Genomic DNA, 19,958 nt, shown 5'->3' with positions numbered 1-19,958 from the left:
GTTCGACTATAATATTGAAACATTAGTATATTTGACGATGAAAAGCTACGCGCCGAAATCCGGGTAGTGACTGCCAATTAACTTTTTGCATGCGTCTTTATCGAGCCCGACGTTCACAGCACGTTTCTACCTCTTTCGGACCTACTCCTTTAGGTTTTGAAAAAGCATGCGGAATGAAAGAGCCCGGTGGCGTATTTGAGCTGAGTGTTTCGGTTGTCAGACATTCGGCCCGAATACTGACCATCCTGTCGCACGAACCAGTTCCTGAAATGCAATGCTGGCCAGATGCGAGTTACCCTTTGCATCCAGCCCCGGGCTCCAGGCTGTGACAGCGGCGATACCCGGAACAATACACAGAATACCACCTCCGACACCGCTTTTGGCGGGCAGCCCAACGCGGAATGCAAACTCGCCTGAAGCGTCGTAAGAACCGCACATCATCATCAGAGCAGTCACTCGGCGTGCGCGTTGTGCGGACAACACGGTTGACCCATCGGCCGGGTTCTGACCCGCAGCGGCCAAATAGCGGCCAGCCACCGCCAACTGACGACACGACATGGCAATGCTGCATTGGCGGAAATACAGCGACAGAACCTCTTCGACCGGCGATTTGAGGTTGCCCTCGGCTTCCATGAAATGTGCAAGTGCCCGATTTCTGGACCCTGTCCGCATCTCTGATTCTGCAACGGCCTTATCCACTTGGATCGACTCATCCTCGGCAAGCGTTCGGCACAGATTCAGTACGTCGTTCACCGCCTCATCTGCGCTTCGATCTTCAAGCAGAACGTCGGCCACGACAATGGCGCCGGGGTTGATGAACGGGTTTCTCGGAATCCCACGCTCATGTTCAAGCTGGACGATGGAATTGAACGGATCGCCTGAAGGCTCTCGGCCTACGCGCTGCCAAAGGGTCGCGCCTACACGTTGAAGGGCTTCTGTCAGCGAAAAGACCTTTGAGATGCTTTGTATCGAAAACAGCGTGTCCGCGTTTCCGGCCGATACAGGCACGCCGTTAATGGGCGCGACGGCGATGCCGAATTGGTTCAGGTCAACCGTGGCAAGCTCGGGAATGTACTGGGCAACCTTCCCGCGGTCAGACATACCTGCGACGCGGTCTGCGATGTCATCCAGAATGACCTGAAGCTCTCCGGTTTCAATTACGCTGGGGTTCGGCATGCGCCTCCTCCGTCCAGACCGAGTGATCTACGCCTTTGTCAAATTCAGGGAATTTGCTTGCCACAAACCGAGGTTCAAGGTTCTGCTTGCGCTGTGCGAAATAGTCCACGGTCAGTTTGTATACGGTGCCCGATAGCAGCACTATGGCGACGAGATTGATGGTTGCCATTATGCCCATGGCCGCGTCCGCAAAATTGAACACGGTGCTGACCGCTTGAACGGCGCCCCAGACAACCATGGCAAGACAGCCCAGACGTAAGGTATAGATGGGCACTTTGCCTTCCAGCTTCAGAAACGTCATTGCGTTTTCCGCGTACGAGTAGTTGCCCAGTATTGAGGTGAACCCAAAAAACACGATTGCAATCGCGATGAAATGGCGGCCAATTTCACCCAGATGGATTGCTGCCGCATCTTGAGTTAGCCGCATTCCAGTGGTGCCGTCAGGTTCGATGGCACCAGAGAGCAGGATCAACAAGGCGGTCGCCGTGGCGACCAGTATCGTATCCACGAAACAGCCAAACGCCTGCACAAAACCTTGGCTCGAAGGGTGGTGTGGTTCCGGTGTGGCAACAGCTGCGATGTTTGGAGCCGAGCCCATGCCCGCCTCGTTTGAAAACAACCCGCGTTTGATGCCGTTGAGTGCTGCAGCCATCACACCACCTGTGACACCACCTGCTGCTTCCTGAAGACCAAAAGCTCCAGCAACGATGGACCACAGCATTGCAGGCACCTGCGGCAGGTTCATTATGACGACGATACAGGCCAGCAACAGGTACAGCCCCGCCATGAGAGGCACGACGATTTCGGCAAATCGCGCGATGGTTCTGATACCGCCGAAGATCACCACAGCAGCCGCCGCAGCCAGTGCCAGACCGGCAATCAATTTGTTCAACCCAAATGCACCTTCGAACGCCTCGGCGATCGAGTTGGATTGGACGGCGACAAAGACCAGGCCGAAACTGACGATAAGGCAGATCGAAAAGATCACACCAGCCCAAGGCGCATTCAGAGCGTTGGCCATGTAAAAAGCCGGACCGCCACGGAACCGACCGTTTGAGGACGTAACCTTGTAAAGCTGCGCCAGTGTGCTTTCGGAATAGGCCGTAGCCATTCCGACGAGGGCCACAATCCACATCCAGAAGATTGCGCCGGGGCCGCCCAAGGTCAAAGCCACCGCGACACCGGCTAGGTTCCCGGTACCAACACGCGATGCAAGACTTACGGTTAGCGCCTGAAAAGGTGTAATTCCGCGTTTGTCAGTGGATTTGGACGAGGTCAGAACGCGGATCATTTCGCCGAAATGCAGAAACTGCAGCGCACCCAGACGAATGGTGAAAAATACGCCGACACCAAGCAGCCCGTAGATCAGGACGTAGTTCCAAAGAATAGAGTTAATGCCGTTAACAATTGCTTCCATCGTCCGCCTCCCGAGAACTCAGACCGTTCGAAAAAGCAGCTAAAATACGATGCTTATATCCTCATCATGCACGAAGGGAGGGATGTTGAGTCAAGCTTCAAGCCTGAAAATTGGAGAAACGGCGTGACATATATGATTGATTTAGCGATGAGAATTCGGGCGGATGACCGGTTGTGGCGCGACCTTGGCCACATGTTGGATTGTTTTCCTGAAGATCAGGAACATGCGGCGAAAAGGCTGTCGGGACGCAATTCGCCGCCGACAGCTGTTGCATAAACCGCACTCGGATGTGGTGTGTATTGCCTATTCGGCAGCCATCTGCGCCGAAGGGGTCGACATCGAAATCACACGCTCGTCTTGGGTCATGTCTTCCTCGATCCCATCAAACAGTGGTGTGGAAAGATAGCGCTCACCCGTGTCTGGTAACATCACCAGCAGAACCGAACCCTGTGGCGCTTGTTCGGCGACTTTCATGGCAACGGCAAACGTTGAGCCTCCGGATATACCCGTGAAAATCCCTTCCTCTGATGCCAGCCGTCTGGACCATTCAATCCCCTCGGCACCAGGGACAGGGATCAATTCATCGTAGTAATCCTGATCGATCGCCTCTTGTAAAACCCATGGGATAAAATCTGGGGTCCAGCCCTGGATTGGGTGTGGTTCAAAATTCGGATGACTTTCAGTCGGCTGATGACCCTCATTGCGGGAGTTGACATAGCCGGACGACACAATCGCGGCGTTGGCAGGTTCTGTCAGGATGATTTTCGTGCTGGGGCGCTCTTTTCGCAGAACCCGTGCGACACCCGATATTGTTCCGCCAGTTCCATAACCGGTGACCCAATAGTCCAGCCGTTCACCATCGAAGTCTGCCATGATCTCGCGCGCGGTGGTGTTCTCGTGTATGTCGGCATTGGCCGACGTCTCGAATTGGCTCGCCAGAAACCATCCATTCTGTTCGGCCAGTTCCTTGGCTTTGACATACATGCCAAAGCCTTTTTGCGCCCGTGGGGTCAGCACGACCTTTGCCCCGAGAAAGCGCATCAGCTTACGACGCTCGACCGAGAAGCTGTCGGCCATTGTCACGACAAGCGGATAGCCTTTGGCCGCGCATACCATCGCAAGGCCGATCCCGGTGTTACCAGAAGTGGCCTCGACAACGGTTTGACCGGGTTTCAGTCGCCCGTCGCGTTCCGCCGCCTCGATAATGTTCAGCGCGAGACGATCCTTGACCGAACCCGCGGGATTGAAAGCCTCGAATTTCACATAGACCGTGACATGTGATGGGGCGATCCTGTTGATCCGGATACAGGGTGTGTCACCTACGGTTTCGAGAACACTATCATAAAGCCGATTGCGTCCTTCAGTTTGTCGAATTCCCATAACGATACCCCTCTTTTGGTTGGTAACATCTGAGCCAGTTTATAATATTTTCGCGACTTCGGCGCTTTAAACATTTGGCTTGGGAATGAGCGACGGAGTCACACGCTGGACCGTCAGTTCAGGATGCCTATAAGCTTCGGGATATGCCATGGGAACAAACGGGCCTGCGGGAATAACACCATTCCAGCTTCGGCCGAAGTACCCTTGTCGGCAGTGATCCAGTGAACTGCTGTTTGCCACCCCGGGCAGGTCATAGACACGACAAAGCCAGCGCCAGAGATGCGGGTAGTCAAGGATCTTGGCGCCGTTCAGCTTCATTCGCACGTAGTAAACTGGGTCGTGGCGGTAGAGTGTCGGGAAAAGGCGCAGATCGGCTTCTGTAAATCGCTCCCCGGTTAGAAAAGGTCTGCCATCGCTGGCTAAGCGATCTTCCAGCAGCGCCAATGTCTTGAAGTAAGTTCCGAAACTGGCGGCATAGACGTTTTGATCAGACGAGAACCCGGCCTTGTATGCCCCGTTGTTGATTGCGACGTAGATTTGCTCGTTCAGTTCGTCAATTTCAGCCCGGATCGCAGGATCATCCGGATATAGGTTGGGCCGGTTGGCTTCATTGCAGGAACTGCCCAGCAGCGCCGCATTGCCATTCAGCATTCGAATGATCTCGGCGCTTTCATTGTTGAGGATACGGTCGGCTATTTTGTCATACAGGATCGGAACTGAACGTTCTTTTGATCCTTCAGTCCGATAGATTTCGCGAACCAACCTGAAACCTTTTCCCGTTGCGGTTTCCAAGGTGCATTCAGGCAACGTCGCCCCCGTTGCCGAAGCAACAAGCTCGGGGGCGAACTGCCAGTTGTTCGGACCCTCTGGGTCGTCTTCTGTGGTGCGATTGGGAAAGGCCACATCCATCGAAATGCTATCCCGCAGTCCCAATACGTTGCGGGCAAGCGTCACCCGATGGCACCACGGGCAATTGAGGGCGACAAACAGGTGATATCGCCCAGGCTCGGCCGGAAACTCCGGGTCGCCGATCGCATGCCGAAAACCGCTGACGCCGCGCACGAACTCTCCTTGTGCGCGGCGTTCTGCGGCATTCGCCTGATCTTCCTGTTTGGATTGATCGGTCATGCTTGGCCTTAACCTCTTAGCCGGTGGTGAAGGATGATTGGGACGGCAAGGTCTTCCTCATCGCTCAGGTGCCGTTTCAGAAAGGCCTCGATGGCCTGTGACGTATCGTGCAGGGTTCCGACCTCGGATCGGGCCTGAGCCTCATCCAGCTGAATGAGTTTGATCACACGATTGGCCGTCCTTATGTATTGGTCAAGGACCAGATCGAGATCGGCATGGTCCTTCTCCAAAACCTCCAAACCGGCGTCAAAACGAGAATCCGCCTCAGAAAGTTCAGGGAAGTAGCTGTGATCTTCCCAACCGTGATGGCCGTGCAGGTTTGCGACAAGCGCGTTTCCATAATAGGACAGTCGCGCCGAATACTCTTCGGGGGACAGACCCTTTTCAAGATACTCCTCTGCATCGGTTCGCACTAGTCGGGCGAGGCGTCGAAACATCTGGTGAGCTGCAAGCCAATGACGGGTTTTCTCCGAGAAGCCGGGATGCGCTTCCCAGTTGTCGCGAGGATATTGGTCGAGCAAGATCTGCATCTCGCCCGGCATGTCGGCGGTTCGGATGTTGTATGTATCAAGCATGAGCTTACTCCTTTCCGCAAACATGTGTGGGCGGAAGGCGCATAACGTTAGGCTCAGGGGTGCACAGTTGGTGTCTGTTACCGCACATCAGTTGCTTTATGACGCGCCGGGTATTGGCTAGCGACCGGCGACCGATCGCACAATCTAAATGCCCGCCAATGGAGAAAACCATAGAGGGTTAGAGTTTTAGGTGTCCGTGCCAGTTAACACATCTGGAATCTGAATCGTGCCATCCAATTTTTTGCGTGCGAACGGACCCCCTGCAATCGATGATTGCCCCAGTGGGCGAGGATTTTTGACTGGACAGTTTTTGACAATCTTGCTTGGTTGCGCCGCGCTGCACTCAATTTCCAGGAGGTTTCAATGCCCCAAGCATCCGACATCAACCGTCGCATAGTTCTTGCTGAACGTCCAAATGGACAACCGGACAAAAACACGCTGCGGCTTGAAACCACAGATATTCCGACGCCGGGCGACGGAGAGATGCTGGTGCGCACGGTGTACCTGTCGCTGGACCCCTACATGCGGGGTCGGATGAATGACGCAAAATCCTATGCTGAGCCCGTTGCGATCGGCGGCGTTATGACAGCCCAGGTTGTGGGGCAGGTTGTGACGTCAAACCTCGAAGGGTACGAAGCCGGCGACTACGTCCTGAACATGAGCGGTTGGCAGGACTATGCAACCTCAAATGGTGAGCAAGTCGTAAATCTGGGCAAGACGCCGGATAATCCGTCCTGGGCATTGGGTATTCTGGGGATGCCCGGCTACACGGCGTATGCGGGGTTGCTGAAGATCGGCGAGCCAAAGCCGGGCGAAACCGTTGTCGTGGCGGCCGCAGCTGGCCCGGTTGGGGCAACCGTGGGTCAGATCGCCAAGCTGAAAGGGTGTCGTGTAGTCGGTATCGCGGGTGGCCCGGAAAAATGCGAACACGTGGTAAAGAACCTTGGGTTCGACGCATGTATAGACCACCGCGCGACTGATCTGGCAACGCAATTGCACGACGCTTGCCCTGATGGCATTGATGTCTATTTCGAGAATGTCGGCGGCAAAGTCTTGTATGCGGTCTTACCGCTTTTGAATCCGTTTGCGCGCGTTCCCGTCTGTGGCGTCGTTGCCTGGTACAATCTGCCGGGCTTGCCGGATGGACCGGATATGGGCCCGGTGATCATGGGTACCTTGTTGCGGATGAAGGTCAAAATGCAGGGCTTCATCATTTTCGACAATTTCGGCCCTGAGGTGTATGCCGAGTTTGTTCGGGACATGACAGGATGGCTGAAGGACGGCTCAATATCGTATAAAGAGCATGTGGTTGAAGGCCTTGAAAATGCTCCGGATGCATTCAACCAATTGCTGGCCGGGGACAATTTTGGCAAAATGGTTGTAAAGGTCGATTGACCCAGAGCGGAAGGCGGTGTTGATCCGGTCAGGATTGGTCCAAAGGCCTTGAGCCTTTTGGGGTAATTTGAGCCGGGTCAGTTTTTTCAGGTCATTCGGAATGGGACTTCGCGCCGACTATCGAGGTCTTTGTGTGCCGGGGCGTGGGTGCGAGAAGCCAGATGGTACATTGGGTTGCTTTCGCTGCACAATTTGGTGGCGGCTGCAATTTCCAGCATGCCAAGCGAAGTATCAATCGCCTCGGGTGGCGACGTTGCTCAGGTTCCATTCTTTGGACTGGACCAAACCATTCGCACCTGCTTCAGCTAAGAAATGGCAGCCAAAACCGGTCTTCCGTTGCCAGATTAATCCCGGCTCACTGTGTTTGAGTCCCGACTTGCGTGCTGCTCTAAAGATCGATCGCATGGCGTTGATTGTTAAGTTGATCCGCGACATCTGACGCGCTGAGCGTTAGTTGGTTTCCGCTTCGAGTGCCCGAATGCGGTCTGTGATTTCTTCAACATGCGCCGGATCGCTAAAAATGCTTGTCAGCATCGCTTCCAAATCTGCATTTGGCCACGAATTCTTCAGTTCAGCGTACTTTCGAGCAGCATCCTTGGTCCGGCCCAAGGCGTGCAATGCCGCTGTTTGATATGCGAAGGACGGGGCGCTGATAGGATCGCCATATTCGGCTGCCTTGGCGAAAGAGTTCAGAGACTTTCGATAATTTCCAAGGTGGAAGTTTGCTGCACCGTAGATGTTTCGGTTCGCAAAACGTTGATTGCTTGGGCCAGAGTCTATGGCTCTCTCGGCGACCTCGGCAGCTTCTTCAAAATGCCCCGAGAACAATGCAATGGATCCATGGATGTCCAAAACATGTGCATCGTCGGGCGCAAGAATAACGGCTCTGCTGGAGATCCTCATCGCTTCGTCGAACTCATTGTTCGCGAATTTTACCCACGCGGCAGCAGACTGCGCCCAGGGATCCGATGGGGCCAGACGAAGTGCATCTGCCGCCATTGTATTAGCGCGTTCAAGAATTGCATCTTTATCTTTGCCTGGCGGGGTTAATATTGCCAATGTGGCAAGGGCTTGCGCAGCTCCGGCGTAGCCGCCGAAATAGTCTGGTCCCAGTTCAATTGAACGGCGAAAGACTTCGACGACCAGCAATTGGCGTGGTCGGTCAAAGATCGGGAATATCATGTTTCTTGCCTGATCGGCCAAGTTCATTGCTTGCAAAGAAGAAGCTGACTGTTCGATGACCGCCTGACGTTGCAGCGACGCTAACGCCTGATCTTGCGGAAGGATTTCTTCTTGTTCTCCAAAATAATCCTTCAATGGACCAAATGCGAATGCAATGCCGATGCCCGTTCCCAGTATGAAAGACAGCGCTGCCCAGCCGACGGCACGACCGGAACGCGGTTTTTCTTCGGCCAGGGCAACTTCGACCCTTTCAAATCGCGGCCTGTAGCCGCCGGTATCCACGAAAATCCGCACCGGGTCCGAGCTTCCGACGGTGTCGTAATAGTGTTCAAGATTCTGTCGCAACCGCCGCGCATCCACGCGGACCACATTCTCGATATCGCCGGTTTCAGCAGGGTCGCGATCATATACATCCTGAGCGACTGTCTTACCCCGGATAAGATCACCGCGACCTTCGATTTCCTCCTTCACGATGTAACTCAGGAAGGCACAAAGGCGGTCCAAGTGAGAAAACAGCTCACTTTCGCAAACGGATCGTAGCGCCTTGGTTTTATCGATGTCACGGATATCTGGATCCATAAAAACCATTTACTTTGGCTGTCTTGCCATACGTATTCACACATTACTATGAACCCGAATTCCTTGTGAGTCACCCCTGTGTCACCGTGATTCCGTTACCAAAACGTAAAACCTTCGAAACACTGGCCTTGCATCGCAACCAATGCCGAAAGCACGTCGGCCGCAATTCCTTCGGCCCGGCAGTCGCGCTCGGCAAGCAAGGGAGTGCACGTTATGAATAAACACAAACGGTTATTGAAATACTCGGCATACTTGGTGGCTGGTATCACCTTTGGTATTTGGTTGGCCGCGCCGAATGGCGGCCTCAAGATCATTGGTGAAACCTTGGGCCCTTCGATGGCCTTGGCTCAGGAAGCGACACCCGAAGTGTCACCAGTCAAGGCGCGCGAGAGGGAGACGTACTACCCAAACAGTGAAGACCTGCAACCTGACGAAATGCGGGTCATTGCCTGCGGAACCGGGATGCCAACGACCCGAGCGGCGCAGGCAGCCGCGTGCTTCCTTGTCGAACTCGGGAATGGAGACAAGTTCCTTTTCGACATCGGATCGGGGTCCGCTGAACGCATTTCTTCTCTGCAAATCCCCTACAACTATCTCGACAAGGTTTTTATCGGGCACCTGCACACGGACCATTTCGGCGCTTTGCACGACCTGTTCATCGGTGGCGCGTTGATGGGGCGTAACGTTCCATTGCGGGTATGGGGTCCAAGCGGCGCTGTTCCGGAATTAGGAACAGCCTATGCGCTGGACCGCATGCAAGAGATGCTGTCCTGGGATCTCGCCGGTCGGGCCGGAAACATAGACTTTCGTGGCTACGTGATGGATGTGACCGAGTTTGACTACAAGCTTGAGAACGAGCCCATTTACGAAGAAAACGGCGTAGTCATTCGAACCTTTCCAGCGATCCATTCCATTGATGGTTCTGTAAGCTACGCATTGGAATGGAATGATCTGAAGTTTGTGTTTAGCTCGGACACGTATCCCAACAAGTGGTTCGTCGAATACGCCAAGGACGCCGATCTGGTGATCCATGAGTGTTTCATCGCTGTGCCGGAACTGGTCAGCAAAATGAAGTTCACACCGGAATCGGCATTACAGGTGGGTACTCAGGTTCACACTGCTCCTGAAGCCTTCGGCAAAGTCATGAGTGAGATCAAACCACGCATGGCGGTCGCCTATCATTTCTTCAATGACTTCGACACCGTCAACGGTGTTTATGAGCGTATACGGTCCACTTATGACGGCCCGCTCAGCTTGTCCGACGACTTCATGGTGTGGAATGTGACCAAGGACGACATTCGCGTACGGATGGCCGTTACCGAAGAGCGGACTTGGGCACCACCATTGGCAGCCCCGGCACAGCCGCCAAATGTGGATGACAAAACCGCAATGGCTGAAAAGCTTGGCGTAGAAACGCTGGACTTCAGTGACTTTGTCGCCGGTGGCGTTTGGGACGTCGAAGACGTTTTGCGACCGATCTACGAACAGGCCAGTGAAGCCTTGGGGCAGGACTTCCCGTACCCTGAGAAATCCGAACCCAAGTAGACACCCGCAACTCCACCGGCAGCGGTTAGTCTTGCTGTCCGGTCCCGAGCTCTGTGCTTCATGTTTACGGCATCCTCTTGGACCTTAATCCAGGAGCACAGAGCACGACATGCTTCGGAGGATAATCCAATGACTTGGCTTAAGCGTTTGGCCTTACTAGTAACGGCCACGGTTCTCCCTGTTACTTCGGCTGTTGCTGATTTGCTGCCTGCAAACAGTGCGGAGTCGGCGGCCAACTTTGCTGAAATCTCGGTCATGGACGATAGGGTGCGGGTCGCATTGGAAATCGACCTCTCGGATGTGCACGCGTTTTTGGCTGAAGCGCGTAAAGGCGAAGATCCGACAGCCAACCTTGCAGCGCGAACGGGCAAGGCATTCAAGGTTTCCGCTGACGGTGCTGCGCTTGTTCCCGAAACACACACCCTCGAAATCCGGCCCAGAAAAACACGCGTAACGGCGTTGAGACCCAGTTATGGCCGGGCCACTCAGGATACTCGGTCCTCTAAAGTGGTGTATGTTTCCTTGGATTACGTTTTTGACCAAAAACCCCACGAAATTACGTTTACGCCCCCGCTCAACCAAGGCGAAATACCATCCGCTTCAATCGGTGTGATCTTTGACCACCTAGGTGTGGCCGTGACTGACTATCGATACCTTTCTCGGCCCGAGGTGTTCTATCCGGATTGGGACGACCCTTGGTACAGCCGGTTTCAAAACCCAAACCTGACGCGCCACCACAAATCCGCCCTGATGTCATTTGTAGCCGTTGAACCGCGCGAAGTTCGCCATGAGGTGATTTTTCGCCTGCGCGATCTGGAAGCGTGGACGAGCCTTAATCTTGGCGAAGCGACGTCTTTGAACGGGGACGAGATGGCGCAGGTTTTTGAGCGCGCTATCGAACTGTTTGCTGACAGCAACCCAATGACCATTGATGGGAAACGCGTTCGTCCCGCATCGGCAAAAGTCGAACAACTATCTGTCGGCGTTGAAGGCTTGAAGGTTCTTGAAGACCTTGAACATACCGACCGGGCGACCGCGCTCATGGGGATAATCCTGTCCTATCCGCAAGAGAAACTGCCCGATGAGCTCGCACTGGAATGGGAGCTGTTTACTGAAGACGTAACCACTATCCCGATTCAAGTCACCGATCCGGCGGGCGCTGTGCCCGGACAGGTGACCAGAGAATTCCCTGACATCGCTTGGAAGAACTATATTCTCAAATGGAATGAGCCTGAGGTCACGCCGGTAACGGTCGCATCTTTGAGATCCCTTCAGGTTCCAATTCCGGCCCTTGCTTTCATTGCGCTGGCCATCGCTCTTGCAGGCGTGGCGTTGAAACATTGTGACGGTCACTGGAAAAGTTGGGCGGTTGCCAGCCTGTCGTTTTGCCTTGTTTCGGTGGCTTTGAGTTCGGTGAGGTACGAGTTTTCCGTCCCGAACAAGACGGTCTTCGATACCGCATCAGCAACCCAAATCACTGAGGCGTTGGTTTCAAACTTGGCGGTTGCCAGACTGGAAATAGACGACACGCGCTTAACAAACGCGCTGAAAACAATCGTTACGCCCGAACAGATTGCGGACATCAAAACCGAAGCGCGCCGGGGATTGTCAGCCACCCTGCCTTCAGGGGCCGTTGCCAAAATCGACGGGATTCAAAATCTGCTGGTCGAAACTGTTGAGCCGTTGTCAGAGGGCGGTGATCAAATCCTTGCCCGTTGGGACGCGGTCGTCAGCGGCGGTCACTGGGGGCACATGCATCAGCGGGTCATTTCTTATCGCGCGATGCTGGACGTCCAACACCATGACGGCGCGTGGTTGCTGTCGGGTTTAACTGTGCTCAGTGCCCGCATGAACGCTCAACCCGCATTCGCAGGAGGCAACTCATGAAACCTATTCTAATCCTGACAACATTGTTTGTTAGCTTGCTCAGCCAGCCAGCGCTTGCGCATTTTAAGTTGAACCAGAATGTACGGATGCATCATGTCTTGCATTCAGAGGATGGGCTGGATGTCTATCTGCGTATGCCCATGTCTTATGTGGTAGCTGAATTGGTCGGGCCTGATGGGCCTGAGAAGTTGCCTGCTCCGGCGCCTTACACCTACAATCGAATCGAAGACGGTGCGCTGATGCACTATGTTGATCAAAAGGCGTTAAGCGCTGATCCACACGGGTTGGCGGCATTGGCCGCCGGTGATTTCCTTCTGTCAATCGATGGACAGATGCAACCCTCATCTGTCCTTGCTATGCGCCTACATCCTTTGGGGATTGAACCGGGATTTGCGACGTTGGCAGAGGCACAAAATGCGCTGGCCAGCGGTGACGTGTTCGTCGCATCCAAGGAGACCTATGTCGGCGATGTGATGGTCGACCTGCACCTGCGGTATGCGATTGGACCAGTTGCAGCGTACAACCTTTCCCACACCGCCAATCCTGGCCTGACAGGACAGGAGGACACCGCGAACCTGATCCTGGACTACAGAGGAGATACAGTCCGAACATATCGCGCTACAGGGCTGATGCATGAGCCCGTCAATGTGTCAGGGTCCGCGGCCGCGGCTGCCTCGACCTTTTTTGTCGAGGGCATTCGCCACATATTGGAAGGTCCAGATCATGTGCTGTTTGTGCTTTGTATGGTCATTGGGGCGCTCAATTTGCACAGCCTTCTGGCACGGGTCACCGGCTTCACCCTTGGTCATACGGTCACCCTGATCCTCGGCTTCTTCGGCTTTGCACCGACCGGTGCATGGTTTATCCCGACGGTCGAATTGGCGATTGCCCTATCCATCATCTATGCCGCCGTGATGGCCCTCAGACCGCCGGAACGCGGGCATGGAGACCTAAAAGCATTTGCCATAACCTCAGGGATTGGATTGCTGCACGGGTTTGGTTTTTCTTTTATGTTGCATCAGATCTTGCGCGTCGATGCGCCGAATGTCTGGCACAGCCTGCTGGCCTTCAATCTCGGCGTGGAGGCTGGGCAAGTGATGATAGTGCTACTGGTCTGGCCTATTGTGCTGTTTCTGCGCAAACAGCCAGGCCGCATTTGGATCGGCTCGCGCGCTGCGGTCGCCGTATGTGCCAGCCTGATCGCGATGGTCTGGGTGGTCGAGCGGGCAGAGTTCTTTCTGTGATGAAATTTACCGCGCACGATAGAGAATTTCAGAAGGCCACGATCTTCGGAGCCACCGGCATATCGCGGATAGTCAGGACGAGGTGCTTAGCGAAGGTAACTTCAAGGGGAAAGACGATGACGCGGTTTGTATCCACCGCGGTCGACCCGCCGGCGTTAAAATAGAGATTGTTCAAATCGGCCGGCGCACGTTTGGCGAATTCGTGTACGAACCGCGCGGCAGTCGAGTCGGTGTTGTTGAAGGGCGAGAAATTGGAAAGGCTCAGAGCTTGCTCGGCCATCCCCTCTGTCCGACCTGAGTGCACCGCATGCCTCCCGGTCCACCGATTAAGCGTTCGCCTTTTTCGTTTACCACATGGATGCCGTTGGCGCTTACGATAAAAGTGCGGTTGTTTTTGCCCAACGCTTCCATCCCTTTCCAAGGGTGCAGGAAGTGATCGTTGTCCCATTGTTTGGCGTTAAAGTTTTCCATGATGGGTCATGCTTTCTGCGCTCATTACAATTGGGAATTCTTCGCGTACCTGAGCGTCCGAAGCGCCGAAATAGTTAGGGAAATGAGTGTTTAGAATAGAATTGGCTTTGTCACGGGCACGGTCCAGCAAATCTGTTTTGCCTTCGTTTTCCCATGTGTCTGTACGCTCCCGATCCATAAGCCGCGGGTAGACGAACTCGCTGTTCATATAGTTTAGCGTGTGGGGGTTGCCGAGGAAATGACCAGGGTCGATGGCGCACTGGTGGATCACATCCACAGCCATGGTTTCATCCGTGACCTCTATCCCGCGCAACGATCGCAGGATCATTCCGCCCGCTTCATCATCGATGACCATACTTTCAAAGCTGCATCCCATGAGGCTGCCGATCATACCCCCGAACTCGCACAGGCGATTGGCGCCGGCATGAGCGGCGAGCGTGAATGTCAGCGCCTTTTCCAACCCGTATTGTGCATCGGGTATTTTGGCGTCTGTCATACCTGCGCCAACGGACGTGGGAAGGCCATAGAAGTTGCCCATCTGAATGGCTGCCGCCCCGATGAGAGCCTGTTCGCCGCTGCCGCCGGTAAACGACCCGCTGCGCAAGTCTGTAATGAAGGGCCAGGCGGCAAAACAGACCGGACAGCCCGGCGTGATGAGGTTTACGATAGCGACACAGGCCAGCGTTTCGGCCACGGTTTGCACCAGCGTTCCCGCAAGCGTCGCGGGGGCTGTGGCCCCGGCTTGCGGAGGCACAGCCAGATCGACCGTCAGGCCAAGTTTGGCAGTATCAATCAGAATTTCCATGTTTTCCTTGCCAATCCGCAATGGCGAAACCATTGGGCAGCCGCCAAAAATGACGCTTGGCTTCTTCATGAAAGCGCCTTCACCACCCTGAGCCAAATCAAACATGCGGATGGCATGCGGGATATGGCTGCGGTCGCGAAAGGTCAGACAGGCAGGCTTTTGGCTGCCTGCGAGCATTGCATATATGGTGTTCATATCGTGGGCGAAATCATCGGTCACATCAGTGGCCAAAACTGTGTCGCCCAGCATATGGATGTTGTCTAAACGGTCCACCAGACGGGTGAAGTCATAGACATCGCGCAGGACCGAAGGGCGATAAGACTTCGTTTGTGAATCGAAGGTTGTGACAGCGGTGCCAGAATTGGCGAAGAAAACGCTTTCTGCCGAGCAATGCATGTCGTCTTTGCCTTCTCGCTCTCCGCGGGCATGGACGTAAAACTCCTTGGCGGCGCCAGCCAGGATGTCTTCCATCAGGGCACGGGGGAAGCACAGCCGATTGAGGTCATTCATCACCGCGCCTTTGGGAAGCACCAGATCAAGCAGTTCTGGAAAATGGTCGGTAACGCCGGTGTTTTCCAGAACGGTTAAGGCCGCTTGGTGAATGTTCTCCATATCTGTTTGAGTTAGCGGTTTGTAGCGTCCGCCACTTAGACCCCCACGTACGGCCTCATTGCCCGTGGTTGCCTCTTGCACCTTTATGCGTGCGGCGCGCCCGCCGCCACCGCGACGGCGTGATTTTGCCTCAGCCATGACCGGCCATCCTTTGTTCTGGTTCCGGGCTGATCATGGTGAAATAGAAATCGTAAAAATCCTGGATCGAGGTTTCCATTTCGCCCAAGGGGCCCGGTTTGAAGTATTGAGAGTTTACGCCCGACTGGTTGTGGCGAATGATGCGCTCGTCATCCAAAGATGTGACATGCCAAAGCCAGGTCAGGTCTTCCTTGTTGTAATCCTGGGCTTCTTCAGCTTCAGCCCGAACCAGCCAGACCACCTGAATGTCGGTTTCCTGTAGGCCCCGCGGAATGAAGCGGTAGCCGACCATGTGATCCGAATAGATCAGGAACCAATTCAACGGGCCGACATCAAAGTCAGTTGCGCCACCATCGAAACCTTTTAGGGTTCCAAGCAAAGGCGCAAGTGCTTCGCCCGTTTTGCTGCCAGTTTTATAGCCTTGATAGAGCGGGTAACGCCGATAGTACCCGCTCGTGAACGGGGTGGGCGCGGCCGCGCCGACAAGCGCCAATTCACCAGGTGTCAGGCCGACTTCCTCAGCCCTTGCTTTTAGCGGTTCGACCAATCCAGCCATGTCTTGCGGGGATTTCAGGCTATGAGAGCGAGAATACTCTTTGTGCGCTGGCCCGCAGTGATAGCACTCAAGATAATTCTCAACCGCCAGTTTCCAATTCGCGGGAACTGGAAAGGACGCCGTATGCGCCACTTTCAGATCGTTCAAGCCATAGGGTTCGACGAATGGTGAAAGCTGGCTGAGGACAGGATCAAGCGATGGCGTGTTTGCATCGGCACAGACAAAAATCAGGCCTTTGAAGACACTCACCTGAACGGGAAAGAGCCCGAATTTGGACGGGTCAAAGTGTTCCCCCATGTTGTGGCCTGCACGAAGTTTTCCCGATAGCTCATATGTCCAGGCGTGGTAGGGGCAAACAAGAACACGGGTGTTGCCGGACTGTTCGGTGCAAACGCGAGAACCCCGATGGCGACAGACATTCAAATGAGCGCGAACTTCGCCTTCGCGGTCGCGAACAACGATAATGCTCTCCGGGCCATAGTCGAACAGGAAGTAGTCACCGGGGTTTGGGATTTGGCTGACATGCCCGGCCCAAAGCCAGTTGCGGTTCCAGACTTGGGCAATGTCATAGTTATAGATGTCTTGCGAGGTATAAAAACCGCGCGGTAAGGCGTGGCCGTACTGGTGCGAGGCTATCAACGCATCCAACTCAAACGGTCGGCTGTTCATCACGTTTCCTCCAAATCGATTATCTCGCGGCGAAACCAGTCCTTGTCTGCTTCTGCCTTGGGGCGTTCAAAATCGCGAGCGGCGCGATGGCCCGCGAAAACTGCGTCGACGATCAGTCCAGGAGACGCGGCATCGCCAATAAGTTCGAGGGTCTTCAACCCGAGCCCACGCAAGCTGTTATAGAGCGCTGTTTCTCGATGGCGTTCGGTAACCAGAATTGTCGTGGCACAAGGAATATCTGTTTCGCGACCGGTAAAGGCACAACCGATGCGTGCCATGTCACCGTCAACCGCCGTCAGCACCTGATTGCAGCGAATGTCTATGCCTAGCTCGATCAGACGGGCCTGAATGCGAGGCTGCTCCAAAGTATTGACGGCGTAAGCTGAGACCAAACTCTCCGGCGTGATAAAGACCACCTGGTATCCTGCAGTCGCCAGCTTTTCGGCGATTACCCCTGCCAGATAAATGTGGTCATCATCATAGATCATCACCGGGCCATCCGGGGGCAAAAGGCCGTTCATGATGTCGTCAGGCGTCAGCACTTTGGCGGTTTGCTCGATCTGAGGCATATGGCGTTGCGTGCTACGGCCTATGCCGTCGGTGCGCCAATGGCTGCCGGTGGCCACAAAGACGTGTTCGACGCCAAGCTCTGCCACCTGATCGCCATCAAGTCTGCTGTCAGTGAACAACTGAACGTTGCCGCGCTGCTTTAGGTCATTCAGGCGATAGTCGACGACGCGTGACCAAGCTGCGAGGCCGGGAAGTTTGCTTTCCTTCGTAACCCGCCCGCCTAATTCGGCTGACGCCTCGGCCAAGGTCACCTGATATCCTCGCCTTGCCAACTGCGTAGCGCATTCAAGACCGGCAGGGCCACCGCCAATAACCAAAGTGTCCGCGTTGCTCTTCTTCGGCACGATGATTTCGGGGTGCCAACCGCGTCGCCATTCCTCGCCCATCGTCGGGTTTTGAGTGCAGCGGATCGGGATGCCCAAATTGTCGGATGAGACGCAGATATTGCAGCCGATGCATTCGCGGATTTCGTCAATGCGGCCCTCTTCAATCTTTTTGGGAATGAACGGGTCCGCGATGGAAGGTCTTGCGGCTCCGATGAGGTCGACAATTCCCTTTTTGACCATCGACAGCATCATGTCGGGGGACGTCAGGCGACCGACACCAACCACAGGTTTGCGGGTGATCTGTTTGACGTGGGACAAAAACGCGTTCTGATATCCGTCTTCTGGCTGAAAACGGGTCGTCGCACTGTCATTGGACCAGTCGGCTACATTCACATCCCACAGGTCCGGGAGGTCAGACAAAAGTTCGACCACGGCGCGGCCTTCTTCCGCGGCCTGCATGCCGCTGACGCCCATCATCTCGTCAATGGCAAAACGGAACGCCACGGCGCAGCTGTCGCCCACCGCTTCGTGAGTATCCTCCAGCAGTTCGCGTGTCAGTCGCACCCGGTTTTCAAGAGACCCGCCGTATTCATCACAACGCTGGTTCATATGCGGCAGCATAAAATGCTGTGCCAGTGTCATGTTGTGGCCGGCATAGATGTAAATGATGTCGAACCCGGCGTCTTTCGCGCGCAAGGCGGCGTCGCGGTGCCAGCGGCGGAATTCGCGAATATCGGACTTATCCATGGCCTGCGCCTGCTTGGGATGCGTCGTGTCGACGGACATCTCGGAAGGTGCAAGAACCGGCGCGCGGGTCAGCAGGTTTTGTGCATGATTGCCATTGTGAACCAGCTGAATGGCCGCCAACGACCCATGCGCATGTACCGCATCCGTCATCAGCCGCAACGCGGGTACATCGCGCCCGTCCCATAGCCGCCCCTCGGCAAAAGGAGACAGGTCTGAGGTCGGGTGAATCTCGGTCTCCTGATTGGAAACCACCGCCCACCCGCCTTCGGCTTTCATCCCACGAACGGCGGCGTCCGCCCGCGGTCGGACATGCCCCAGCCCCGTGCAATGCGGCACCTGATAAAAGCGGTTTCTGGCTGTGACTGGCCCAATCTGAACCGGTTCAAAAAGCAAAGCATATGGGTTCGCGTTCGACATGTTCACGCGTTTTCCTGTATTTGGGATCCGGAGCCATAAGGCCCCGGAAATGTGGTTGTGTTAGAAGCCGGCTTTGATCCGTTCAAATTCGGCCAGCATTTTCGCCTCAAGCTCGGGGTTAACTGCGTCAAAGAACAAACTGCCTTCGAAGAAGCTCTTTGGATCCGAGAATCCATACGCTTCGATGTTGGCCTGATCGGCAACTTCGAACGCTTTTGCGTTGGAATGTGGGTAGCCCCAGTTGTCGATGATGTACTGACCGCTGGCAGGGTCAGTGAGCGCGTTCAACAGATCATAGACCTGATCGACAGGAGTTGTGGAAGACTTCAGATGCACGTAACCGCACGCCCAGGTCGCGATGCCCTTGTCGACATCACGCATCATAGCGGCAGGCACTTCGTTCCAGATCAGGTTCAGCTCGGACTGGTTCCAGGCCCAGCCCAACTCGATCTCACCACTGGTCATGGCCTGATCAAACTGACCCGCATCGGACCAGTAAAAGCGCATGTTTGGGTGGATCGAACGCAGGAAGTCTGATGCTTCCTTGAATTGCTCGTCGCTCAGATTGGTGTAATCGTCAGCATTTCCAGTAGCCAGCGCTGCCAGGGCATATGCAGACGACGCGGCATCCGGGATGGCGATCTTGCCAGCATAGGCTGGGTCCGCCAACAATTGCAGCGAGATGTCATCGCCTGAGATTTTGTCGGTGCGATATATAAGCCCTGTGTTTCCCCACTCGAACGGCAACATATAAAGCTGACCGTCCAAAACAATTGCGTCGACTTCTTTGATCTCGGGCAACACATCGGCCCAATTGGTCAGTTTGCTTTCGTCCAGAGGTTGGATCAAATCGGCCGCGACCCATTTTCTGACCGCGTCGGAACAAGGATGCGCCAGATCAGCCGTGAACCCCGAACTTAGTTTCGTAAAGGCTTCTTCCTGACTTCCGAAATAGGAATAGCTTGGCGCCTCATTCCCGTACTTTTCCATGTAGCTGGCAAAGAACCCGGGATCTTCATATCCCGACCAGTCAAAAACCGTTAGATCAGCGCCACCTGCTATGGCACTTCCCGTGCTTATTGCCGTCGCGCATGCGAAGGCCGCAATTCCCTGAAGTCTCATATTATCCTCCCACTGTA

General features: G+C 54.9%; 18 protein-coding genes. 5 read left to right on the top strand and 13 right to left on the bottom strand.

Translation table 11 applies throughout. From position 1 onward, the window contains the following. Nucleotides 1-216 precede the first annotated feature (216 nt). Nucleotides 217-1,176, bottom strand: a complete 960-nt coding sequence (locus GOW92_RS10195; protein ID WP_170560442.1) for a glutaminase — start codon at nucleotides 1,174-1,176, stop codon at nucleotides 217-219. After that, a complete protein-coding gene (locus GOW92_RS10190) occupies nucleotides 1,154-2,593 on the bottom strand; it encodes an alanine/glycine:cation symporter family protein (protein ID WP_170560440.1) in 1,440 nt (479 codons plus the stop codon). The genes GOW92_RS10195 and GOW92_RS10190 overlap by 23 nt, the downstream gene beginning before the upstream one ends. A gap of 123 nt (nucleotides 2,594-2,716) precedes the next feature. On the opposite strand from GOW92_RS10190, the gene GOW92_RS10185 reads away from it, so the two are divergent. After that, nucleotides 2,717-2,869, top strand: a complete 153-nt coding sequence (locus tag GOW92_RS10185; protein ID WP_170560438.1) for a hypothetical protein — start codon at nucleotides 2,717-2,719, stop codon at nucleotides 2,867-2,869. Nucleotides 2,870-2,896: 27 nt separating this feature from the next. Here GOW92_RS10185 and cysK read toward each other — a convergent pair whose 3' ends face one another. The 3 genes from cysK to GOW92_RS10170 all read right to left on the bottom strand — a co-directional run bounded on the left by cysK (nucleotide 2,897) and on the right by GOW92_RS10170 (nucleotide 5,676). After that, the gene (cysK, locus tag GOW92_RS10180; protein WP_170560436.1) at nucleotides 2,897-3,973 is read right to left on the bottom strand and encodes a cysteine synthase A; all 1,077 of its coding nucleotides are present in this window, start codon (nucleotides 3,971-3,973) and stop codon (nucleotides 2,897-2,899) included. 66 nt (nucleotides 3,974-4,039) lie between these two features. Next, complete coding sequence (locus tag GOW92_RS10175) at nucleotides 4,040-5,101, bottom strand: glutathione S-transferase C-terminal domain-containing protein (RefSeq protein ID WP_170560434.1); 1,062 nt, start codon at nucleotides 5,099-5,101, stop codon at nucleotides 4,040-4,042. Between the two features lie 8 nt (nucleotides 5,102-5,109). Further along, complete coding sequence (locus tag GOW92_RS10170; RefSeq protein ID WP_170560432.1) at nucleotides 5,110-5,676, bottom strand: hemerythrin domain-containing protein; 567 nt, start codon at nucleotides 5,674-5,676, stop codon at nucleotides 5,110-5,112. Nucleotides 5,677-6,039: 363 nt separating this feature from the next. Here GOW92_RS10170 and GOW92_RS10165 point away from each other — a divergent pair, with 363 nt between their 5' ends. Then, on the top strand, nucleotides 6,040-7,071 hold the full coding sequence (locus GOW92_RS10165) for an NADP-dependent oxidoreductase (protein ID WP_170560430.1): 1,032 nt from the start codon (nucleotides 6,040-6,042) through the stop codon (nucleotides 7,069-7,071). A gap of 231 nt (nucleotides 7,072-7,302) precedes the next feature. Here the strand turns inward: GOW92_RS10165 and GOW92_RS10160 are convergent, their stop codons facing one another. Together GOW92_RS10160 and GOW92_RS10155 are read right to left on the bottom strand one after the other, a co-directional pair. Then, nucleotides 7,303-7,506, bottom strand: coding sequence for a hypothetical protein (locus tag GOW92_RS10160; protein ID WP_170560428.1), 204 nt, complete (start codon nucleotides 7,504-7,506; stop codon nucleotides 7,303-7,305). Between the two features lie 15 nt (nucleotides 7,507-7,521). Continuing rightward, a complete protein-coding gene (locus tag GOW92_RS10155) occupies nucleotides 7,522-8,841 on the bottom strand; it encodes a tetratricopeptide repeat protein (RefSeq protein WP_170560426.1) in 1,320 nt (439 codons plus the stop codon). A 204-nt stretch (nucleotides 8,842-9,045) separates the two neighbouring features. On the opposite strand from GOW92_RS10155, the gene gntH reads away from it, so the two are divergent. The 3 genes from gntH (at nucleotide 9,046) to GOW92_RS10140 (ending at nucleotide 13,508) form a co-directional block, all read left to right on the top strand. After that, nucleotides 9,046-10,377, top strand: a complete 1,332-nt coding sequence (gene gntH, locus GOW92_RS10150) for a guanitoxin biosynthesis MBL fold metallo-hydrolase GntH (protein ID WP_170560424.1) — start codon at nucleotides 9,046-9,048, stop codon at nucleotides 10,375-10,377. Nucleotides 10,378-10,506: 129 nt separating this feature from the next. Beyond that, nucleotides 10,507-12,264, top strand: coding sequence for a hypothetical protein (locus tag GOW92_RS10145; RefSeq protein WP_170560422.1), 1,758 nt, complete (start codon nucleotides 10,507-10,509; stop codon nucleotides 12,262-12,264). Then, a complete protein-coding gene (locus GOW92_RS10140) occupies nucleotides 12,261-13,508 on the top strand; it encodes a HupE/UreJ family protein (protein ID WP_170560420.1) in 1,248 nt (415 codons plus the stop codon). The genes GOW92_RS10145 and GOW92_RS10140 overlap by 4 nt, the downstream gene beginning before the upstream one ends. 28 nt (nucleotides 13,509-13,536) lie before the next feature. On the opposite strand, the gene GOW92_RS10135 is transcribed toward GOW92_RS10140, so the two are convergent. Genes GOW92_RS10135 through GOW92_RS10110 form a run of 6 tightly spaced genes read right to left on the bottom strand, consistent with a single transcriptional unit; the run spans nucleotide 13,537 to nucleotide 19,941 of the window. Next, complete coding sequence (locus GOW92_RS10135) at nucleotides 13,537-13,788, bottom strand: hypothetical protein (RefSeq protein WP_170560418.1); 252 nt, start codon at nucleotides 13,786-13,788, stop codon at nucleotides 13,537-13,539. Then, nucleotides 13,770-13,979 (bottom strand): hypothetical protein, encoded by a 210-nt coding sequence (locus GOW92_RS10130; RefSeq protein ID WP_170560416.1) that lies wholly within the window; start codon nucleotides 13,977-13,979, stop codon nucleotides 13,770-13,772. Before GOW92_RS10130 ends, GOW92_RS10135 begins: the two co-directional genes overlap by 19 nt. Next, nucleotides 13,966-15,534 (bottom strand): trimethylamine methyltransferase family protein, encoded by a 1,569-nt coding sequence (locus GOW92_RS10125; RefSeq protein WP_170560414.1) that lies wholly within the window; start codon nucleotides 15,532-15,534, stop codon nucleotides 13,966-13,968. Before GOW92_RS10125 ends, GOW92_RS10130 begins: the two co-directional genes overlap by 14 nt. Beyond that, nucleotides 15,527-16,759, bottom strand: coding sequence for an aromatic ring-hydroxylating oxygenase subunit alpha (locus GOW92_RS10120; RefSeq protein ID WP_170560412.1), 1,233 nt, complete (start codon nucleotides 16,757-16,759; stop codon nucleotides 15,527-15,529). The genes GOW92_RS10125 and GOW92_RS10120 overlap by 8 nt, the downstream gene beginning before the upstream one ends. After that, nucleotides 16,759-18,819: an FAD-dependent oxidoreductase gene (locus tag GOW92_RS10115; RefSeq protein ID WP_170560410.1), complete on the bottom strand. Its 2,061-nt coding sequence runs from the start codon at nucleotides 18,817-18,819 to the stop codon at nucleotides 16,759-16,761. The genes GOW92_RS10120 and GOW92_RS10115 overlap by 1 nt, the downstream gene beginning before the upstream one ends. A gap of 60 nt (nucleotides 18,820-18,879) precedes the next feature. Then, entirely contained in the window at nucleotides 18,880-19,941 is a 1,062-nt protein-coding gene (locus GOW92_RS10110) for an ABC transporter substrate-binding protein (protein ID WP_170560409.1), read from the bottom strand. Nucleotides 19,942-19,958 lie beyond the last annotated feature (17 nt).

Source organism: Ruegeria atlantica, from assembly GCF_013032505.1.
GTDB classification, from domain to species: Bacteria; Pseudomonadota; Alphaproteobacteria; order Rhodobacterales; family Rhodobacteraceae; genus Ruegeria; species Ruegeria atlantica_F.
Note: the sequence above shows the minus strand (reverse complement) of the source record. Positions and strands in the feature narration are given on the sequence as shown.